24 protein-coding genes are annotated in these 20,038 nt (G+C 44.0%); 5 read left to right on the top strand and 19 right to left on the bottom strand.

The window, feature by feature from the left end; all coding sequences use genetic code 11:
- Positions 1-83: 83 nt before the first annotated feature.
- From sufU to lptC, 15 genes are all read right to left on the bottom strand, one after another.
- Positions 84-578, bottom strand: coding sequence for a Fe-S cluster assembly sulfur transfer protein SufU (gene sufU / locus BMY60_RS08225; RefSeq protein ID WP_090332810.1), 495 nt, complete (start codon positions 576-578; stop codon positions 84-86).
- Positions 578-1,837 carry an aminotransferase class V-fold PLP-dependent enzyme gene (locus BMY60_RS08220; protein ID WP_090332808.1) on the bottom strand — a complete coding sequence of 420 codons (1,260 nt, stop codon included), beginning with the start codon at positions 1,835-1,837 and terminating at the stop codon, positions 578-580. Before BMY60_RS08220 ends, sufU begins: the two co-directional genes overlap by 1 nt.
- Positions 1,838-1,841: 4 nt before the next feature.
- A complete protein-coding gene (gene sufD / locus BMY60_RS08215; RefSeq protein ID WP_090332807.1) occupies positions 1,842-3,179 on the bottom strand; it encodes a Fe-S cluster assembly protein SufD in 1,338 nt (445 codons plus the stop codon).
- On the bottom strand, positions 3,176-3,970 hold the full coding sequence (sufC, locus tag BMY60_RS08210; protein WP_090332805.1) for a Fe-S cluster assembly ATPase SufC: 795 nt from the start codon (positions 3,968-3,970) through the stop codon (positions 3,176-3,178). Before sufC ends, sufD begins: the two co-directional genes overlap by 4 nt.
- The gene (gene sufB / locus BMY60_RS08205) at positions 3,967-5,403 is read right to left on the bottom strand and encodes a Fe-S cluster assembly protein SufB (protein ID WP_090332804.1); all 1,437 of its coding nucleotides are present in this window, start codon (positions 5,401-5,403) and stop codon (positions 3,967-3,969) included. The genes sufC and sufB overlap by 4 nt, the downstream gene beginning before the upstream one ends.
- Before the next feature lie 111 nt (positions 5,404-5,514).
- Complete coding sequence (locus BMY60_RS08200) at positions 5,515-5,856, bottom strand: HesB/IscA family protein (protein ID WP_090332802.1); 342 nt, start codon at positions 5,854-5,856, stop codon at positions 5,515-5,517.
- A gap of 237 nt (positions 5,857-6,093) precedes the next feature.
- On the bottom strand, positions 6,094-6,558 hold the full coding sequence (gene iscR, locus BMY60_RS08195; RefSeq protein WP_090332800.1) for a Fe-S cluster assembly transcriptional regulator IscR: 465 nt from the start codon (positions 6,556-6,558) through the stop codon (positions 6,094-6,096).
- 257 nt (positions 6,559-6,815) lie between these two features.
- Entirely contained in the window at positions 6,816-7,430 is a 615-nt protein-coding gene (locus BMY60_RS08190; RefSeq protein ID WP_090332799.1) for a flavin prenyltransferase UbiX, read from the bottom strand.
- An 84-nt stretch (positions 7,431-7,514) separates the two neighbouring features.
- On the bottom strand, positions 7,515-8,471 hold the full coding sequence (gene hprK / locus BMY60_RS08185; RefSeq protein WP_090332797.1) for an HPr(Ser) kinase/phosphatase: 957 nt from the start codon (positions 8,469-8,471) through the stop codon (positions 7,515-7,517).
- Complete coding sequence (locus BMY60_RS08180; protein WP_090332795.1) at positions 8,458-8,925, bottom strand: PTS sugar transporter subunit IIA; 468 nt, start codon at positions 8,923-8,925, stop codon at positions 8,458-8,460. The genes hprK and BMY60_RS08180 overlap by 14 nt, the downstream gene beginning before the upstream one ends.
- Before the next feature lie 51 nt (positions 8,926-8,976).
- Positions 8,977-9,300 (bottom strand): ribosome hibernation-promoting factor, HPF/YfiA family, encoded by a 324-nt coding sequence (gene hpf / locus BMY60_RS08175; RefSeq protein ID WP_090332794.1) that lies wholly within the window; start codon positions 9,298-9,300, stop codon positions 8,977-8,979.
- A gap of 18 nt (positions 9,301-9,318) precedes the next feature.
- Entirely contained in the window at positions 9,319-10,743 is a 1,425-nt protein-coding gene (locus BMY60_RS08170) for an RNA polymerase factor sigma-54 (RefSeq protein WP_090332834.1), read from the bottom strand.
- A gap of 55 nt (positions 10,744-10,798) precedes the next feature.
- Positions 10,799-11,521, bottom strand: coding sequence for an LPS export ABC transporter ATP-binding protein (lptB, locus tag BMY60_RS08165; RefSeq protein WP_090332792.1), 723 nt, complete (start codon positions 11,519-11,521; stop codon positions 10,799-10,801).
- A 28-nt stretch (positions 11,522-11,549) separates the two neighbouring features.
- The gene (gene lptA, locus BMY60_RS08160; protein WP_371264198.1) at positions 11,550-12,056 is read right to left on the bottom strand and encodes a lipopolysaccharide transport periplasmic protein LptA; all 507 of its coding nucleotides are present in this window, start codon (positions 12,054-12,056) and stop codon (positions 11,550-11,552) included.
- A gap of 49 nt (positions 12,057-12,105) precedes the next feature.
- Positions 12,106-12,690 carry an LPS export ABC transporter periplasmic protein LptC gene (gene lptC, locus BMY60_RS08155; protein ID WP_143057399.1) on the bottom strand — a complete coding sequence of 195 codons (585 nt, stop codon included), beginning with the start codon at positions 12,688-12,690 and terminating at the stop codon, positions 12,106-12,108.
- Between the two features lie 436 nt (positions 12,691-13,126).
- Between lptC and nadA the strand changes: the two genes are divergently transcribed.
- Both nadA and BMY60_RS08145 read left to right on the top strand, forming a co-directional pair.
- Complete coding sequence (nadA, locus tag BMY60_RS08150) at positions 13,127-14,224, top strand: quinolinate synthase NadA (RefSeq protein WP_090332788.1); 1,098 nt, start codon at positions 13,127-13,129, stop codon at positions 14,222-14,224.
- Positions 14,225-14,314: 90 nt separating this feature from the next.
- Positions 14,315-14,980 carry a YceH family protein gene (locus tag BMY60_RS08145; RefSeq protein WP_090332786.1) on the top strand — a complete coding sequence of 222 codons (666 nt, stop codon included), beginning with the start codon at positions 14,315-14,317 and terminating at the stop codon, positions 14,978-14,980.
- A 99-nt stretch (positions 14,981-15,079) separates the two neighbouring features.
- Here BMY60_RS08145 and rpmG read toward each other — a convergent pair whose 3' ends face one another.
- From rpmG to radC, 3 genes are all read right to left on the bottom strand, one after another.
- Positions 15,080-15,235, bottom strand: coding sequence for a 50S ribosomal protein L33 (gene rpmG, locus BMY60_RS08140; protein ID WP_090332785.1), 156 nt, complete (start codon positions 15,233-15,235; stop codon positions 15,080-15,082).
- 41 nt (positions 15,236-15,276) lie between these two features.
- The gene (rpmB, locus tag BMY60_RS08135; protein ID WP_090332783.1) at positions 15,277-15,513 is read right to left on the bottom strand and encodes a 50S ribosomal protein L28; all 237 of its coding nucleotides are present in this window, start codon (positions 15,511-15,513) and stop codon (positions 15,277-15,279) included.
- Between the two features lie 172 nt (positions 15,514-15,685).
- Positions 15,686-16,360, bottom strand: a complete 675-nt coding sequence (radC, locus tag BMY60_RS08130; RefSeq protein WP_090332782.1) for a RadC family protein — start codon at positions 16,358-16,360, stop codon at positions 15,686-15,688.
- A 128-nt stretch (positions 16,361-16,488) separates the two neighbouring features.
- Between radC and coaBC the strand changes: the two genes are divergently transcribed.
- Genes coaBC through BMY60_RS08115 form a run of 3 tightly spaced genes read left to right on the top strand, consistent with a single transcriptional unit; the run spans position 16,489 to position 18,645 of the window.
- Complete coding sequence (coaBC, locus tag BMY60_RS08125) at positions 16,489-17,730, top strand: bifunctional phosphopantothenoylcysteine decarboxylase/phosphopantothenate--cysteine ligase CoaBC (protein ID WP_090332781.1); 1,242 nt, start codon at positions 16,489-16,491, stop codon at positions 17,728-17,730.
- On the top strand, positions 17,727-18,176 hold the full coding sequence (gene dut / locus BMY60_RS08120) for a dUTP diphosphatase (protein ID WP_090332832.1): 450 nt from the start codon (positions 17,727-17,729) through the stop codon (positions 18,174-18,176). The genes coaBC and dut overlap by 4 nt, the downstream gene beginning before the upstream one ends.
- Positions 18,148-18,645, top strand: coding sequence for a DUF192 domain-containing protein (locus BMY60_RS08115; protein WP_256250764.1), 498 nt, complete (start codon positions 18,148-18,150; stop codon positions 18,643-18,645). The genes dut and BMY60_RS08115 overlap by 29 nt, the downstream gene beginning before the upstream one ends.
- A 35-nt stretch (positions 18,646-18,680) precedes the next feature.
- Here the strand turns inward: BMY60_RS08115 and ffh are convergent, their stop codons facing one another.
- Positions 18,681-20,030, bottom strand: a complete 1,350-nt coding sequence (gene ffh, locus BMY60_RS08110) for a signal recognition particle protein (protein ID WP_090332779.1) — start codon at positions 20,028-20,030, stop codon at positions 18,681-18,683.
- Positions 20,031-20,038: the final 8 nt, after the last annotated feature.

Raw genomic sequence — 20,038 nt, 5'->3', positions numbered from 1 at the left:
TTAACTGTTGTACTGTTGGATACTGTTTCGCAAAAAAATTATGTTGAATGCGCCGTTATCTTGAAATAACGGAGGATAAGCGGTTACACATTGCCGGATGCGTTTTCGGAAGTACTTGAAGCCGGATCATTTTCCGCTTCCGTTGAAACACTGGATAATGCGTTCAAAGCGGCATGTAGTGTGTGCCAGGGCAATATTGCGCATTTGACGCGTGTTGGCAGGTCTCTTATGCCGGAAAAAACGGTGAGCCGCCCGAGGTGGTGCGGGTGATTCAAATCCAGTTCACCCAAAGTCATTTCACGGAATTCCTGGATGAGCGTTTCTGCATCCGTGCGCGTTTTTCCTTTGACTGCTGCCGTCATCATGGAAGCGGAGGCTTTACAGATTGCGCAGGATTCGCCATGAAATGCGATACAGCTGATTTGATCATTTTCAAGCTGCAGCGAAATATCGAGACGGTCGCCGCACAAGGGGTTGTGACCGACAGCCTGATGACTGGGATGTTCTAGTGTGCCGTAATTACGCGGTTTACGGTTGTGGTCGAGAATAACTTCCTGATAGAGTGATTTCGTATTCATTATAGGAAAATGTTTTGCACGTTCCGGATGCCGGCGATTAAAGCATCCACTTCAGATATGTCGTTATAAAAGGCAAAGGAAGCACGTGATGTCGCGGGGACGTTAAACCGTTGCATGATGGGTTGCGCACAATGATGTCCGGTACGAACGGCTATACCATCCTGATTCAGGATGGTGCCGATATCATGGGGATGTATGCCGTCAAGTATAAAAGATATGACAGCAGTCTTTTGTGCGGCTGTCCCAAGGATTTTTGCGCCTTTGATTGCGCTGATGCGCTCTGTTGCATAGTGCAGCAGTTTTGATTCGTGTGCGTAAATCTGCTCCATACCGATTGAAGATAAATAATCGACTGCTGCGCCGAAACCGATGGCAGCAGCGATTGGCGGTGTGCCGGCTTCAAATTTATGTGGTATATCGGCATAAGTTGTCTCTTCAAAAGTTACAGAAGCAATCATGTCGCCGCCACCTTTGAAAGGCTGCATGGCTTCAAGAACTGATGCTTTGCCATATAGCATGCCGATACCGGTGGGTCCGCATAATTTATGTGCGGAGAAAACATAAAAATCACAGTCCAGCGCTTGCATGTCCACCGCGATATGCGGTGCAGCCTGAGCGCCATCAACTAGCACAGGCACATCCTGCTGGTGTGCATAATCGATCATTCGCTTGATTGGATTGATTGTTCCAAGCGCATTCGACACATGTATCAGACCGACAAATTTGGTGCGATCATTAAACAGTTTTTCATAGGATTCGATATCGAGTTCGCCTGCATCATTTATTGGCACGACCCGAATGACGGCTCCTTTTTCTTTGGCCAGCATTTGCCAGGGTACGATATTAGAATGATGCTCAAGCGTCGTCAGAATAATTTCATCACCAGCCTGGATAAACTGACGGCCATAGCCATGCATCACCAGATTGATCGAATCGGTGGTGCCGCTGGTAAAAATAATTTCTCTCTGCTCGCGGGCATTGACAAACCGCTGTATTTTTTGCCGCGCTTTTTCGTATTCATCAGTGGCAACTTCCGAAAGATAATGCACGGCACGGTTGATATTGGCGTGCTGGGCGGTCTGGTAGTAAACCAATCGATCGATTACCTGTTGCGGCATTTGGCTGGATGCGGCATTGTCAAGATAGACAAGCGGTTTTCCTTCAACTTTAGTGTTCAGGATAGGAAAATCGGCACGGATTCGTTCCATGTCAAAATGTGCGCCAGTTTCCAGCACTGCAATTGCGTTGTTATTAGCCATAAATTTAACAGCTGCGTGTTTGGTTGAGTACAGTCTGCTCAAGCGTGTGCTTGAGTGAAGCAACAGGAATGCTGTTTAGAATTTCAGCACCAAATGCATATGTTAGAAGATTGCGGGCTGCTAATTCCGATAAGCCGCGACTTTTCAGATAAAAGACTTCTTCTTTATCCAGTTGTCCCACCGTTGCGCCATGCGCACATTTGACATCGTCGGCAAAAATTTCTAACTGCGGTTTGGTGTCAATTTGCGCCTCGTTGCTAAGCAACAGATTGCGGCTTGATTGGGAAGAGTTTGTTTTCTGGGCATTGGGTCGAACAATAATCTTTCCATTGAAAACAGCATGCGCCTTACCATCGGCTATACATTTGTGTTGCTGGTTACTGGTGCAGTTCGGCTTCAAATGGTCGATACAGGTATGCGTGTCGGCCAGTTGTTCATCAGTAATCAACGCCAGCCCGTCAATTACGCATTCAGCGGCTTCTTCCTTGAAGCTGATGTCCAGATTGAAGCGTGAAATTTTCGCACCCATGGCGACGTTTACCGCTTGATACCGGCTGGCGTAATCAAGGGAGACGGCACAATTAGCCAGATGAAAAGCATTAACGTTTTCGCGTTGCAGGCGAATGTGTTGAATTTGTGCATTGGCAGCAAGTTTGAATTCGGCAACGGAATTGGTGATATATGCGCCGTTATCAGCCTGAAGTGCAACATAATCTTCAACTACAGTCATTTGGCTGTTGGCTTCTCCAACAATAAGACTACGCGGATAATGCGTCGTTTCCGCCTGCGTGGCGATGAATAACAGATGAACCGGTTGGTCGACAACAGTATTTTGAGGTACGACAACAACTGCGCCATCATGTAAAAATGCTGTGTTCAACGCTGTAAACAGATTTTGCTGTGATTGAACGTATTGTCCCAGATGCGTAGAGACAGTATGCGCATGGCGCGTGGCCAGCGTATCCAGATTGCCAATGATCAATTGGTTTTCATCTGCGATACTGGAGAGTTCCGGTGCAAAAAAACCGTCGATAAATACCAGGCGATTTACCGTTTCTTCGATAAAAAGCGGCTGGGTTTCAGATAAACCCGGCACGTGCCCAGCCTTGGCCGGTTTGAATGGCAGCCTTGTTAATGGTGAAATATCAGTAAAGCGCCATTCCTCGTCTTTTACAGTGGGCCATTTAAGCTGCCCGGCTTTGTCGATCGCCTGTGCGCGCAATCGTTTTAGCCATAACTTTTGATCTTCTGGCAGTGTATCCTGGGATAAGCTGCCATTGGATTGGGCTGGTAACGATTTGAACAGGCATGTTAGGTAGTCAATATTTTTTGATTCATTCATGCCGATATCCCTGCATTGTTCTGCCGGTCGCCGTGTAGCCAGTCGTAACCGTGTTTTTCCAATTCCAGCGCCAGTTCTTTGCCGCCGGTTTTGATGATGCGGCCTGCTTCCATGACATGTACGTAATCTGGCACAATATGATCCAGCAAACGTTGGTAATGAGTAATTAGAATCATGGCGTTCTGTTCGGTGCTGAGGTGATTGACGCCTTTTGCGACTATTTTAAGTGCGTCAATGTCTAAACCTGAGTCGGTTTCGTCAAGAACTCCCAGTTTCGGTTCAAGCAGCGCCATTTGCAGTATTTCATTGCGCTTTTTCTCGCCACCTGAAAATCCTTCGTTGACACTGCGATCCAGAAAATCTGGATTCATTTCCAGCAGTTTCATTTTTCCACGTACAAAATCGTCGAACTCTAGTGGATCAAGTTCGTCAGTGCCGCGTTTTGACTGGATTGTATTGTATGCAAGCCGCAAAAACTGGCTGTTGGCTACGCCGGGAATTTCAATAGGATACTGAAATGCAAGAAATACGCCCGCTTGCGCACGTTCTTCGGGAGGCAGTGCTAATAAATCCTGTTGTTCAAACTGAATCTTGCCTTGCGTGACCGTATAGTCCGGATGGCCGGCCAATACCTTGGCGAAGGTGCTTTTTCCGGAACCATTCAAGCCCATAACGGCATGAATTTCACCGCGTTTTACTGTCAGATTGATACCTTTGAGAATTTCAGTATCTTGCGTACTTGCGTACAAATTTTGTACATCAAGCAGGATTTGATTGTTTTCATTTTTCATCCGACGCTGCCCTCTAGTTTGAAACTGAGTAATTTTGTGGCCTCAACTGCAAATTCCATAGGTAGCTGTTGAAATACCTCTTTACAAAAACCATTTACGATCATTGAAACCGCTTCTTCAGAGTCGATGCCGCGCTGTGCAAAATAAAATAACTGATCCTCACCGATTTTCGACGTAGATGCTTCATGTTCTACTTTTGCGCTGTTATTGTGTACTTGTATATATGGAAACGTATGCGCACCGCATTGATCTCCCACCAGCATGGAATCGCACTGTGAAAAATTACGCGCATTCCGGGCGTTGGGTGTAATACGCACGAGTCCGCGATAACTGCTGTTGGATTTGCCTGCTGAAATACCTTTGCTGATAATCGTGCTTCGCGTGTTTTTTCCAAGATGAATCATTTTGGTGCCGGTATCTGCCTGTTGTAAATTATTAGTGAGCGCGACAGAATAAAATTCACCAACGGAATTGTCGCCACGTAAAATACAAGAAGGATATTTCCAGGTAATTGCAGAGCCGGTTTCAACCTGTGTCCAGGAGATTCTGGAGTTGACGCCTTTGGCAAGTCCACGTTTGGTAACAAAATTGTAGATGCCACCAACACCGTTTTCATCACCGGCATACCAGTTTTGTACGGTCGAGTATTTGATGTCTGCGTTATCCAGGGCAATTAATTCAACCACTGCTGCATGTAGTTGATTGGTATCAAATTGTGGCGCAGTGCAGCCTTCCAGATAAGATACGGACGCACCTTCTTCGGCAATTACAAGCGTGCGTTCAAATTGACCGGAACCTTCGGTATTAATGCGAAAATATGTAGATAGGTCCATCGGACATTTAACGCCCCTTGGAATATAGCAAAATGAGCCATCGGTAAATACTGCAGAATTGAGTGCGGCGAAAAAATTATCTCCCACAGGCACGACCGTACCGAGATATTGCCTGACTAACTCCGGGTGCTTTTGCACTGCTTCTGAAATTGAGCAGAAAATAATACCGACCTCGGCGAGCTTCTCCTTATAAGTCGTGGCAACGGAAACACTGTCAAAAACGACATCGACTGCAACACCAGCGAGCGCTGCCCTTTCATGCATCGGTACACCCAGTTTCTCAAAGGTACGCAATAATTCAGGATCAACTTCATCCATGCTGGCCAGTTTTTTCTTGGGCTTTGGCGCTGCATAGTAACTTATCGCCTGAAAATCAATTTTTTGATAATGAACATTCTGCCAGTTAGGTTCTGACATGGAAAGCCACTTCTGGTAGGCTTTCAGACGAAAATCCAAAAGCCATTCAGGTTCATTTTTTTTTGCCGAAATCAAGCGAATTGTGTCTTCGTTGAGCCCTTTAGGCGCAATTTCCGATTCGATTTCTGTAACGAAGCCATGTTTATATGGTTGATTAACCAAATTTTGTAATACAGCACTCATAAAATTTGTTCCTTTCTCGATGTATCTATTAGCTTAGGCTATCTAGAATTTAAATTGCTGTAATAACAGAGCATTATTTTTATTAAAAACGTATTGCTATTATTGTGTGCGTTATATTTTTGTCGATTCATTTAAGCTGAAACTTTCACCACAACCGCAAGGGTTGTCAATATTAGGATTATTGAGTTTGTAAAAACTGTTTAGGCCTTCTTGAACAAAATCAATTTGTGAGCCGTTGAGAAAAGGTAAGTCATTCATATTTATGACAACACTTGTATCTCCATATGAAAATAACCGGTCATCTTTCCCGATTTTATCGGCTAAATCGTACGTATAGGAATATCCGGAACAACCCGATTTCTGGATGCCGATACGTAAAGCAATTCCGTGACCACGTTTGGCAATTTGTTGCCTGATGTGTTTGGCAGCATTTTCAGTTAATGTAAGTGTCATAGTAAATTCACATTTTCCTTATTCATTATATTGATTGATCTATCAATCGTCCGACTCCAAATCCTGGGCTAATGAAACAGAGTTGGATGAATACCGCATCTGTTTTCAGCGTCAGATTGAAGCTGAAGCCTGTCAAATTTTATGACAAAGTTTTACGTAAACTGTTCTGAAATAATTATCAACCAGCCAATCAGTATGGCCGCATGTAATAAATAAAAAATGCTGAACTGCCTTGATCTAAGCTGCCGTTGAACTGCGCATATCAAAAAGCGGTACAACTTCCTGTTCCTCATTGATTTGCTCTTGATGCTCGACCAATTCTTTCAATGTAACCGCGCCGAGATAATCGAAGATCAGATCGTTCAGCTTCGCCCATAAATCATGTGTCATACATTTACTGTCGTTATGACAGTTCTCTTTACCGCCGCATTGTGTGGCGTCGATGGGCTCGTCGACAGCCAAGATAATATCTGCAACAGAAACTTGTCCAAGTTCTTTCGCAAGACAATAGCCGCCGCCCGGGCCTCGTACACTGTCAACAAGTTCAGACTGACGCAATTTGGCAAATAATTGTTCAAGGTAAGATAGTGAAATTTTTTGGCGTTGACTGATATCAGCCAGCGTTACCGGATTATTGCTTTGTTGCATGGCAAGGTCTAAAAGTGCTGTTACTGCAAATCTGCCTTTTGTCGTCAATCTCATGTCTAAACACTCCTTGGTGATTTTGGTTAAAATAACAATAAAAAAGCATTTCCGGAAACAGGAAATACCTGATCAATTTAGTCAACTATACAATTCTTGATTGAATTAGTCAACTATCATTTTGAATATTGTTACCACTTGACTGGCATATTGCTAAGAATATGTTGCAGTGTTGATATTTAGAGTGTTTATGTTGTTGGGGCTGAGTCTTGATTGGCTGTCAGCAAAAGCTTCCGGTCAGATTTCTGGTAAGCGAATTATTTCTTTTCACCCCAACGGGGTATCAGTTGATGCTCAATTGTTAAGTGGTCGAGTATGCGCGCCACTATAAAGTCAATCATATCCTGAAGCGCCTTCGGATAATGATAGAAACCCGGATTGGCAGGCAGAATGACTGCGCCAGCATTTGAGAGCTTAAGCATATTCTCTAAATGCACTGTGGAAAAAGGAGTTTCACGCGGCACCAGAATCAGTTGCCGTTTTTCTTTTAACGTGACATCCGCAGCCCGTTCGATCAGATTCTGACTCAAACCTGTAGCAATGGCAGCTAGCGTGCCCATAGTACAGGGGCAAATTACCATTGCATCAGCTGGACTTGTGCCGGATGCAACGGGTGAAAACCAGGATTCACGGCCAAAAACCTCTAACTGACCAGTTGACGATCTGAACAAATGCTTAAAAAAAGTTTCAGCTTCCCTGGGCTGAGAAGGCAAGACCATACTCATTTCCTGTTGCGCAACGATTTGTGCAACTTTTGAATAAAGTAAGTAAACATGCTGTCCGTTTTGCAGTAGCATTTCCAGCAAACGAATGCCATACGGCATTCCGGATGCACCAGTCAGCGCGAGCGTAATAGTTCGCGGCTTATGCATTTACTGATTTCCCGGGACGATTGTGCCAATATAAATCTGACAGGTTGCGGTGTTTGTCGCGACAATGACAGCCAGTGTCTGCTATTACTCATCATGATTTTCAGGCAGGTTGGCCATTTCCTGTTCATGACGTTCGATAAAATCTTTGGTGCCATCTATACCCCGTAGCTGTAATACATAATTTCGCACCGCTGCTTCCACCAACACCGCAAGATTGCGTCCAGCTGCCACAGGAATAATGACCTTAGGTATATCCACGCTCATGATTGTCTCATTCAGGTTGCTGATCGGCAGCCTTTCCAATTGATATGCCTCAGTGCTGGTGGTATTTTGCAAATGTACAATCAGTTTCATATTTTTATGCCGACGAACGGCTGTTTCGCCAAAAATGGTACGAATGTTCAGCATGCCAAGACCACGGACTTCCAGATAATCGCGCAGAATCGGTGGGCATCGTCCTTCAAGCGTTTCCGGCGCAATTCGGCGCAATTCTACAACATCATCGGCAACAAGCCCGTGCCCTCTGCTGATAAGTTCCAGTGCAAGTTCACTCTTGCCTACACCGCTCTCACCGGTAATCATTACACCCATTCCGAGCACGTCTAAAAGAACGCCATGTAAACAGCATGAGGGGGCAAGCACCCTGCCTAAGTAAGATCTCAGCAACCAAATGACCTCTATGCTGGGGAAAGGCGAACTAAGTAACGGTGTATGCGTTGCATTAGCCAGTTGACGCATGGGGCCGGGCGCATTTTCGTTACCGGCGATGATAATGCAGGCAAGATTACTTTGCTTTAATGCGTCGAGTTTTTTGTTAAGGCTTTGAGTATCAAGATTATTGATATAGTCGACTTCGTTGCGACTCAGAACCTGGATCCAGTTGGGGTGGATAAAATTTAAATGGCCGATTAAGCCCTGATTGGATTGTACAATCCGGTCATGACTGAGTAATTTGTTTTTGGCAGTTAAGCCGGCTACCCAGGTTAATTCCAGTTTTTCCTGTTTGTTTTCGAAAAGATCGGAAATGCTAATTTGAGACATGAGGCGTCCAATCTGTAATCAACTGATGAATTTCTGTGACATCCTTGCTGTGCAGTATTTTTTCACGAAATTTTTTGTCACTGAACATCTGTGCCAATTCACTTAAAATTTGTAAATGTGTGTCGGTAGCTTTTTCCGGAACTAGCAGTATACAGGCAATGTTGACGGGCTGACCGTCAGGTGCATCAAATGGAATTGCTTCTTTCATTGTGACCACAGCGGCCACTGCATCGCGTAACCCTTTAATACGGCCATGTGGTATTGCAACACCTTGTCCGAGACCGGTGGAACCAAGTTTCTCGCGCGCGAATAGACTGTCAAAAACCTGACTGCGCGCAATCTGGTTGGTATTTTCAAATAATAAACCGGCTTGCTCAAACACACGTTTTTTGCTTGCCACATCCAGATCGATTATGACATTCGACTCCGGTAATAATTGTGAAATTAGGTTCATGGATTTTCAATAAAGAATGAAATCTGTTGCTATCAAAGATTCTGACATGGATTAATCGAATTCTTGGTCCTTCAATCCTTGATGATTTCTTTTTTCAAGGTTTTTTTCTTTGTGTTTTAAAACTTGACGATCCAATTTGTCAATCAGGCTGTCGATAGAAGCATACATATCAGTGCTGTCTGCCTCGACGAAAATATCTTTGCCGCTGATATGCACATTCGCTTCTGCCTTTTGTTTATGTTTTTCCACAGACAGGATAACGTTGACAACAATTACATGATCAAAATGACGTGTAATTTTGCTGATTTTGGTATTGACATAGTCACGTAGCGCCGGAGTTACTTCTACATGGTTGCCTGTTAGTTTTAAATTCATATTATTTCCTTTAAATTGTTAACATGTCTTGCGAAGATTGGCGGGAGGAATCTGCATGGATTCCCGGTATTTTGCTATTGTTCTGCGAGCAACTACAATTCCCTGTTGCTCCAAAATACCTGCTATCTTGTTGTCACTCAGTGGTTTTCTGGGGTTTTCTTTTTGGATAAGTTGTTTGATCAATGCCCGTATAGCTGTGGCTGAGCAGGCGCCGCCTGTGTCTGTGGTGACATGACTGCCAAAAAAATATTTCAGCTCAAAAATGCCGCGAGGTGTAAGCATAAATTTCTGGGTTGTAACACGCGAAACTGTCGATTCATGAAGACTCAGGGACTCTGCAATTTCTCGAAGAATAAGCGGCCTCATGGCGATTTCTCCGTGTTCGAAAAATTGTTGTTGTCTTTCAACGATGGCATTTGATACCTTGAGGATGGTGCGGGAGCGCTGCTGCAGATTTTTAATCAGCCACCTGGCTTCAATTAGTTGATTAGACATGCTTTTTGATGCTTCATCATGCGTTTGTTTAAGAATATTGGCGTAAAAATGATTAATATTTAATTTCGGAAACGCGTTCACATTCAGGTTGGCAACCCAGACATCATTGACTTTATTGACGATGATGTCGGGAATAATATAGCGGGCATTTGCCGAATTAAAATCAGATCCCGGCCTGGGATTCAGGTTTACAATCAGTTTTTGTACTGCACGCAGACACTTGTCGTCACATTTTAATAATTTTTTGATTAACGTATAATCATGAGAAGCCAGAATATCAAGGTATTGCGTCACTATCCGGATAGCCTGTCTTTTGTGTGCGTTATTTTCGGGTAAGCTCTGTAATTGCAACAGAAGGCATTCTTGAAGATTTCGTGCACCTACCCCAGGTGGGTCCATATGTTGAAGATAAACAAGGGCGCGATTCAAGTCACCAATTTCAATACCTAGTTCGGCAGGCAGAATAGTTAGTAGTTCATCCAGATCCTGTGTTAAATAACCATCATCATTTAAACTGTCGATCAATAAGCTGATAATCTGTTTTTCTCGTTCCGTTGCATGGCTGAGAGACAACTGCTGAGAAAGATAATTTCTGAGAGAGGCCGGTTCGGCAGCCATTTGTGGTATTTCGTAATCTTCATTTTGCGTAGTATGCGATGTGCTGCCGCTTTCATACCATTCCATATCGAGATCAAAATCATGATCGGTTTGTGCGGTATCTTTTTCATCAGACATATTATGCGGCTGTTGATCGTTTTCAGATTCCTCGGTTTCAAAAGGTTTGATATCCCAGTTTTCACTTAATTCGAGCAATGGATTTTCCTGGATTAAGCGCTCAATTTCTTGATTTAATTCAAGCGTGGATAATTGCAATAATTTTATGGATTGCTGCAATTGCGGTGTGAGATTTAGCTGTTGTGAGAGTTTTAATTGGAGCGTAGGCTTCATGATTCCAAGAAACAGATAGGTGTTGATTAATCTAAAAAAGCGTTCGATTGGTTTGTCACAACTGAAAATGCTCACCTAAATAAACCTTTCTGACGTGCTCATTATAAATGATTTCATCTGGCATGCCCTGTGCTAAGACTTTTCCGTCGCTGATGATATAGGCACGGTCACAAATACCTAATGTCTCACGAACATTGTGATCGGTAATCAGAACGCCGATATCACGTTCTTTTAGGAAGTTGATAACTTTCTGAATGTCCATAACGGCTATAGGGTCAACACCTGCAAATGGTTCGTCCAGTAAAATAAACCTGGGGCGCGAAGCCAGCGCACGTGCAATTTCTACCCGTCTGCGTTCGCCACCGGATAAACTGACCGCAGCATGATTACGGATATGACTGATATGTAAGTCATGTAATAACGAATCAAGTTGTTGCTCTAATTGGCCATTATCTAGACGGTGTAATTCCAGAATGGCTAAGATATTTTCTTCAACTGTGAGCCGTCTGAAAATGGAAGCTTCCTGAGGCAGATAGCTCAGGCCCAAACGTGCTCTTTCATGCATAGGGAGTTGTGTTAAGCTGCGATTATCCAGATAAATATTGCCGTGATCAAGCGATACAAGTCCGACAATCATGTAAAAACAAGTTGTTTTTCCCGCACCGTTAGGACCTAACAGGCCAATTACTTCTCCACTGTTAAGCGAAAAAGAGACATCATGAACCACAGTGCGTGATTTGTAACGTTTCTTTAAATTTTCAGCCCTTAATATACTCATAGACGCTTATAACATGTTTTATAAACGCTTATTCTGAACTGGACTCGGCAGATTTGTTTTTGGGCTGAATAATGATGCGCACACGATTATCAGTATCTGTTTCCTCACCGTGTTCATAGCTGCCAATGACTTGAAAAAACTCGCTATTCATGTTGTAGGAAATATAATCACCGTTGACTTCGTCTTCTCCCCGCTTTAAACGGGCTTGTTTGAATAATTCTATTTTGTCAGTTCTGTTATCATATTCGGCACGTTTACTCCAACCTTCAACATATTCGTCAGTTCCATCACGTTTTTGACGAAAACTGACCAGATTGCCTGTGGCAGTGGCATGGCGGAATCCATTAATGTCCTCTTTTATCACCACCTTGTCGGCGCTGATATGCAACGTGCCTTGCGTCAAAATGACATTGCCTGTAAAAATGCTCACGCGTGTGGAGTCTTTGCGGTTTATGTCCTCAACAGTTGCACGGTCTGCTTCAAGATGAATTGGCTTATCACGATCGGCGCGCTCAGCATATACGCTGAATGACAAAATTAAAAATAATAAAAAAAGAAAAAAGTGACACTTCATAAAGTTTGAGTTACCGGTCAAACGCGCGTACGTGTGACAATAGTTCAATCGTGTTCGTTTTATTGTTAAATTTCAAGCCAGTTGCATGGATGGTCGTGTTAAGTCTCGTGATTATGACTGATTGATCTGTTTTAGCTAGCTCTTGATCCGGAATAAGATGAAGTGTTTCTGTTTTAAGTATGATTTTTTTGTCGTCTTCATCGGTTCCTCTGATAACGTTTACATTGCCCCTTAAGTAAATATTTTTACCATTCTCATGAATTTCAGCTTGATCGGCAGACACCCGGAATGGGGGCGTGTCAGGTTTGGCGTGCATGAAATGGACATTATTGAGCTTTGTAAAATCCTGATTTATGAAGTGTGACATTTCCTTTGCATGAAAGATTTGCTGAATCGATTGTGCATATTCCACACGCAGTCCCGAAATATTTTCGGCGATATAGTCAGGTTGTTGGTATAAATCGCCATCTGCACCTGATGGTAGCCGCTCAGTTACATTGTCGAACCATAGTATCAGCGCCGTTAATCCAACCAGCACGATAAAGGAAAAGCTGAAGCTTTGGCGTCGAAACATGGACATAAGCTCAAATGACAATTGTTGTCATAAATTTTCAGAAGATTAATACGGTTAACCAGCGCGGATTTGTGTGGTAAGCATTATTATCTATGCAAAACCAATATGATTGAAAATTATAGCAGAACTTACTGTGCCAAAAGTATGTCATTATAACGACAGACGGTAGTATATTATATTCCGATTGACGCTATAAAAGCGCGGGTAGCTTGTATTTTGGATATGCGCTTATCAATGAATAGAGTACTAAGGGGTGTCTTATATAAATAAACATTCATATAGCTGATGGCTGCGATTGAAGTTGACACTGCTGTCGACAGGCAGGCAGAAATATAAAATTGCAAAGCCATTTGAAAGAGTTGTTTGATTGTTGAGAAATACAGTTTTGGGATGAGAATTCCTTTTTCTATGTTAATGTAAACGTTTTTATTGATTAATTAAAAGAAAGAAATATTGTATGCGGGCTGAAGCGATAAAATTTGAAAATTTTGACCACATGCAGGACGAGGCGTGTGCGCAACGTATAGCGGCAGCAAAAAAAGTATTGGGTGAGCGAGTAGTGCTTTTGTCGCATCATTATCAGCGCGCGGATGTTTACTGCCACGCGGATCTGACTGGCGACTCATTAAAACTAGCCTATCAGGCTGCGCGGACTGATGCGGATTACTTGGTGTTTTGTGGTGTGCATTTCATGGCAGAAGTGGCGGATATATTGTCGAGTGACGAGCAGACTGTGATTTTACCGGATATGGCTGCGGGTTGTTCGATGGCAGATATGGCTAGTCTGACAAAGGTGGAACGTGCCTGGCGCGAGCTTGCCCATATTTTGCCACCCGAAGATGTCGTGACCCCGGTTACTTACATCAATTCTGCTGCCGATTTGAAAGCCTTCTGCGGTGAACATGGGGGTATTGTCTGTACGTCCAGCAATGCGGGTAAAATCCTCGAATGGTCCTTTCAGCAGCGTGAGAAAGTTTTGTTTTTTCCTGATCAACATTTGGGCCGCTGGAGCGGTCACCAGCTCGGTATACCGCTGGATGAAATGGTGGTATGGGATTTTGACGAACCGATGGGTGGATTGACTCCGGAACAAATCAAACGGGCAAAGATACTGCTATGGAAAGGTCATTGTTCTGTACATCAAATGTTTCAGCCGCAGCATATTCTCCGTTTCCGCAACCAACATCCTGATGGTATTGTCATTTCCCACCCGGAATGCAGCTTTGAAGTCTGTCGCGCTTCGGATTATGTCGGCTCAACCGAATATATTATCAAAACGATTGCCGCAGCCGAGGAGGGAACACGTTGGTTGGTTGGAACGGAATTGAATCTGGTGAGCAGGATCGCCGACGAATTTAAATCGCAAAATAAAATCGTACAGTTTATGTCGCCACTGGTTTGTATGTGCTCAACCATGGCCCGTATTGATCCGCAACATTTGGCATGGGCACTAGAGAATCTAGTTAATGGAACGGTCGTTAACCGTATTCAGGTACCGACAACAGAAGCTGGCCTGGCTAAACAAGCATTAGACCGCATGCTCGCTATTTCATAGTTTATGCTATATAAGTAAGGGTTGTGTTCATATGGTTTATAAAATGATTCTGCATTATTTTGAAACTAGCCATTCATTGACAGTGAATAAGTGAATAGCTCCTTGTTGCCAGTATTATCATCAATTGAAGCCCGTGTGCTGGGCGTATTGATTGAAAAACAATACACGGTTCCAGATATCTATCCGCTTACATTAAATGCCTTGATATCAGGTTGTAGCCAGAGGTCGAATCGGTCTCCTGTGATGAATGCTTCGCCAGCAGACGTCCTGGAAGCGGTTGAAAATTTAAAACAGTTGTCCTTGGTTTCGGAGTCAAGTGGTGGGCGCGCGGTACGTTATGCGCATCATGTTGAACGGGAACTTAAATTACCGTTTCAATCAGTTGCGTTAATAGCCATGCTCATATTGAGAGGACCGCAAACAGCCGGAGAATTGCGCATTCATTGTGGACGGCTACATAAGTTTGCTGATATTTCATCGGTTGAAGCTTTTCTTGAGGAATTGGCCGAGGCGGGTAAAGACAGAAGTTTGGTGATGAAATTGCCGCGAAAACCGGGCTCGCGGGAAAATCGCTGGATGCATTTGCTTTCGGAAAACCCTGATGACAAAGAATTCAGCGATATACCTTCCAAAACGGATACGAATTCCGTTGTGTCATACAACGAATTTGATGCGCTCAAATCAGAGGTCATCAGGCTGCAAGCTGAAGTGGCTGCATTGCGTAAGGCCGTTGATTGCTTGTTATCTCAGCAGTGACTCATGAAAAGCGTACTTCGACAAATAAATTGAAGCTTTAGCAGCTAGCTTGCAAGTAAATTCTGTGCTAATTTTATACTCAAGAATCTGAATTTACAGTTATTTAAGTTTTGTTTCTTTGTATTTGACGTGTTTACGGGCAACCGGGTCAAATTTTGTAATTTCTAATTTTTCAGGGTTTGCACGTTTATTTTTTGTTGTTGTATAAAAATGTCCGGTTCCGGCTGAAGACTCGAGCTTGATTTTATCGCGCATGGGTTGCTTCCTTTATGTTGTTGTAAACTAATCAGTTAGGGTTAAATGCGTTTACCTTGTGCTCGCATTTCAGCAACAACTACATCTATTCCTTTTTTATCGATTGTGCGTAAGGCCGCGTTCGTTAATCGCATGCTGATCCAACGGTTCTCACTCTCCAGCCAGAATTTACGTCTCTGTAAATTTGGTAAGAAACGCCTTTTGCTTTTGTTGTTTGCGTGAGATACATTGTTCCCGGTCAGCGGTTTTTTACCCGTAACTTCACATACTCGTGCCATATATTATTTGTACACCCAGAAATTGCAAAGAACTAAATTATATCGCGATTTTTATTTTTTTTCCAAATATATAATCGGAGAAGAATTTGTTTTGCCATTTATTGAAATGAAGATTTTTACGTCTGCAGGATACGCTTGGTGCAATCGAGATGACGTGTGTTATCGGCGTTTGTTAGATAAGATTATGTTCTGCAAATGACATTATTTCATTATTACCTATGATAAAGTGGTCGAGCACCTTGATGTCTATTAAGTCAAGCGCCTTTTTTAGTATATGTGTCAGTGCCTTGTCGGCTTGGCTTGGTTCTGTGCTGCCCGAGGTGTGATTGTGGGCGAAAATAATGGCAGCGGCATTATGATATAAAGCACGTTTAATGACTTCGCGTGGATAAACACTGGCTTGAGTTAGTGTCCCGGTGAACAGTTCTTCGGTTGCAATCATATGATGTTTTGCGTCAAGAAAGATGGCCATGAAAATTTCATGCTGTTTATTTGCGAGACTTAGGTGCAAGAAATCCCGTACAAGTTGAGGTGTATTCATCATACAGCCGCGTTCAAGTTTTTCGCAGATTGTGCGGCGTGCTATTTCAAGAATGGCCTGTAACTGTGTATATTTGGCGATTCCAACACCCTGAACATTGCAGAGTGCCGCTTTATCAGCAGAAAATAGATTGCTAAGGCCACCAAAATGGGTTAGCAGATTTCTAGCAAGTTCAACTGCGTTTCTGCCAGTAGTACCTGTACGCAGGAAAATGGCCAGTAACTCTGTATCTGACAGGTTTTTTGCGCCCAGTTTTAGTAGTTTCTCTCGGGGGCGTTCATGAGTAGGCCAGTCGGTAATTGCCATAGCTGTGAAATATTTATTGGATTTTCAATTGATACGGCATCGAAATGAATGTGATTAAGTTAAAATTTTAGCAATCAGCCTGCATGAACGGCATATGATATTGAACTACTCATTTTTCTCAGATTTATATGAATAATAACTATGCTGGGTCATCTTTATCCGGTAAACGCCTGCTACTTGGGGTTACAGGAGGGGTGGCGGCATATAAGGCGGCTGAGCTCGCGCGTCTATTAACACAGGCGGGGTGCCTGGTAAAAACCGTGATGACTGATTCAGCGTGTCGTTTTATCGGACCAATAACTTTCCAGTCGTTGACCGGTCAGTTTGTATTTTCTGATTTATGGGAAGCTGATAAAGCAAGTGCTATGGCGCATATCAATCTATCCAGAAATGTGGACCTGATATTGATTGCACCGGCAAGTGCTGATTTTATTGCAAAACTGGCATGTGGCTTGGCAAATGATTTGTTGACGACAGTTTGTTTGGCGCGCAATTGTCCATTAATGATTGCGCCTGCGATGAATCGAAAAATGTGGGAGAATCCGGCCACGCAACGGAATATCAGTTGCTTGCAAAATGATGGCGTAATTATTGCCGGACCCGAAAATGGAGAACAGGCATGTGGCGAAGTTGGGATGGGGCGCATGCTTGCAGTTGAAGCATTGCTTGCTGTCGTGCAGCAAAGATTATCTAATGGTTTGTTGCAAGGCAAAAATGTATTGATCACTGCCGGGCCGACATTTGAAGCTATTGACGCGGTGCGCGGCATTACAAATATCAGTTCTGGAAAAATGGGGTATGCACTTGCACAGGCTGCGCTGGATGCCGGCGCTACGGTGACACTGGTTACCGGTCCGACATGCTTGAGCGCACCTGCTGTTAACCGGTTGATAAATGTGTCGAGTGCACGGGAAATGCTGGGCGCTGTTGAGACAGTAATAGCCAGGGAAAAACCGGATATTTTTATTGGCGTTGCGGCCGTGGCAGATTATCGTGCAGTTAATATTAGTCCGAGAAAAATTAAGAAAACAGATCAAAAGCTGGTTCTGGAGTTGATGCCGAATCCGGATATACTGGCGCAAGTCGCATATTTACCCGAACCTCCATTTTGTGTTGGCTTTGCGGCGGAAACTGAGAATTTGGAAAAAAACGCGGCGCGTAAGCGGCGCCAAAAAAAATTGCCTTTGCTGGTTGCCAATTGGGCGCAGGAAGCAATGAATTCCGATGAGGCTGCGTTGATTTTGCTCGATGATGACGGCCAACATGTTCTTGAAAGGGCTTCCAAGCAATTGCAGGCCGGCCGGTTGATCCGGCATATTGCTAAATTATATTTACAGCAGCAATGCGACAGGAAATTGAACAAGATATGACGCAACTAGATGTAAAAATTCTCGATAAGCGTTTGTATGAGCATCTGCCATCATATGCCACGCCGGGTTCAGCCGGACTGGATTTGCGCGCATGTATTGAGCAGACTGAAACAATACAAGCTGGACAAACAATTCTGGTGCCAACTGGTATCGCAGTGCATATCGCTGATTCCGGTTTGGCGGCAATGGTTTTGCCGCGCTCTGGACTTGGCCACAAACATGGGATTGTTTTAGGAAATCTGGTTGGACTGATTGACTCGGATTATCAGGGGCAGGTTTTTGTATCCTGCTGGAATCGGGGGCAGGTGTCGTTTGAGTTAAAGCCGATGGAACGTATTGCGCAGCTGGTTGTTCTGCCCGTTGTGCAAGTCGGCTTTAATGTAGTTGAAGAATTCGACGTCAGTCAGCGCGGGGAAAATGGATTTGGCAGCACAGGAAAGCACTGAGGAAGCACTGAGTATGCGTTTGATAATGCTTGCCTGTTGTTTTTGTTCGTTTGTGATCATGTCGGGTACGGCGGGAGCGGCGGCCACCGACCCGCGGCGGATTTCATTGCAGATATCCGGTTATGCTTTGTCAGCGGAGGTTGCTGCTACGTATGCTTCCAGAGCGCAAGGATTGATGTTTCGGGAGCATCTGGATGAAAGTGCCGGCATGCTGTTTGTGTTTCCAAAAAACGCTTATTATGGTATGTGGATGAAAAACACGATGATACCGTTAAGCGTTGCTTTCATTGATGAAAAGGGTTTTATTATCAATATTGCCGACATGCAGCCTCATACTCTTTCTGCTTATTATTCAGCTGGTCAGGCAAAATATGCTCTGGAAATGAATATCGGCTGGTTTTCACAAAGAAAAATAAATGCGGGGGATCAGGTCGTCGGACTTGAACTGGTTCCGGTTGTCGCAGACTGAAACATATTGTAAATCCGTGCTGATCAAGGAGAAGTCTAACGCGCCCGGGGAAACATACCTTTTAAGCCGCGCATCATTTTTGTCATGCCGCCTTTGTTCATCATTTTCATCATTTTTTTTGCCTGGTCGAACTGGGACAACAGACGATTAACTTCCTGAACGGAAACGCCTGCACCTGCCGCGATACGTCTTTTACGCGACGCCTTAAGTATTTCTGGTTTGACGCGTTCTTGTAGTGTCATTGAATTGATAATGGCTTCAGTGCGGCTAATCACTTTATCATCCACGTTAACGCTTTGCGCAGCCTGGCTTAATTGTGCAGGTAACTTGTCAAGCATGGCGCTCATGCCGCCCATATTTTTCATTTGTTGAAATTGCGCTTTAAAGTCATTTAAATCGAATCCTTTGCCTGATTTGACTTTTTTTAACAGTTTTTTAGCTTCGCGTTCGTCAGTGCTGCGCTGTGCTTCTTCAATCAAGCCAAGAACATCGCCCATACCCAAAATACGTGAAGCCATGCGGTCAGGATAAAAGGCTTCCAGTCCGGTCAGTTTTTCCGCAATGCCCGTAAACTTGATGGGCTTTCCAGTTATATGTTTAACCGATAATGCGGCACCACCGCGCGCGTCACCGTCAAGCTTGGTTAGCACAACGCCGGTCAACGGTAATGCTTCTGAAAAAGCTTTTGCCGTGTTGACAGCGTCCTGTCCCTGCATGGCGTCGACAACAAATAATGTCTCGATCGGACTCAGTAGGCTTTCAAGTTCGTTGATTTCCCGCATCATAGCTTCATCAATACCCAATCGGCCGGCCGTATCAACTATCATGACGTCATGGTGATGTTTACGCGCGTAATCCAATGCGGCTGCTCCAATTTCGCCGGGTTTTTGTCCACTCTGAACCGGGAAAAAATCGGCGCCGGTTTGATTTGCCAGAAGTTCCAACTGATGGATGGCGGCAGGGCGATATATGTCGCAAGAAACCAGCAATACTTTTTTCTTGTTATGATCCATGAGCCATTTTGCAAGCTTTCCGCTACTGGTTGTTTTGCCTGCCCCTTGCAAACCGGCCATTAAAATGACGGCGGGAGGGGTCGTCGATAGGTTAAGGTCAGCTTTGTCTCCGCCCATAATGGCCATGAGTTCTTGATGGACAACACCCACAAGTGCCTGGCCCGGCGTCAAGCTGCTCATGACCTCATGTCCAACCGCCTTTTCCTTCACACGTGCGATGAATTCTTTCACGACAGGTAAGGCGACATCTGCTTCAAGTAATGCCAGTCGAACTTCACGCAGTGCTTTCTGGATATTGCTTTCGGTGAGCCGTGCTTCGCCTTTTAGCGTTTTGATGACATCAGAAAGCCGGCCGGTTAGATTTTCAAACATACAAAAAA

Source organism: Nitrosomonas sp. Nm51, from assembly GCF_900111165.1.
Classification (GTDB): domain Bacteria; phylum Pseudomonadota; class Gammaproteobacteria; order Burkholderiales; family Nitrosomonadaceae; genus Nitrosomonas.
The sequence above is the reverse complement of the archived record's forward strand: the minus strand, read 5'-3'. Positions and strand labels throughout refer to the sequence as shown.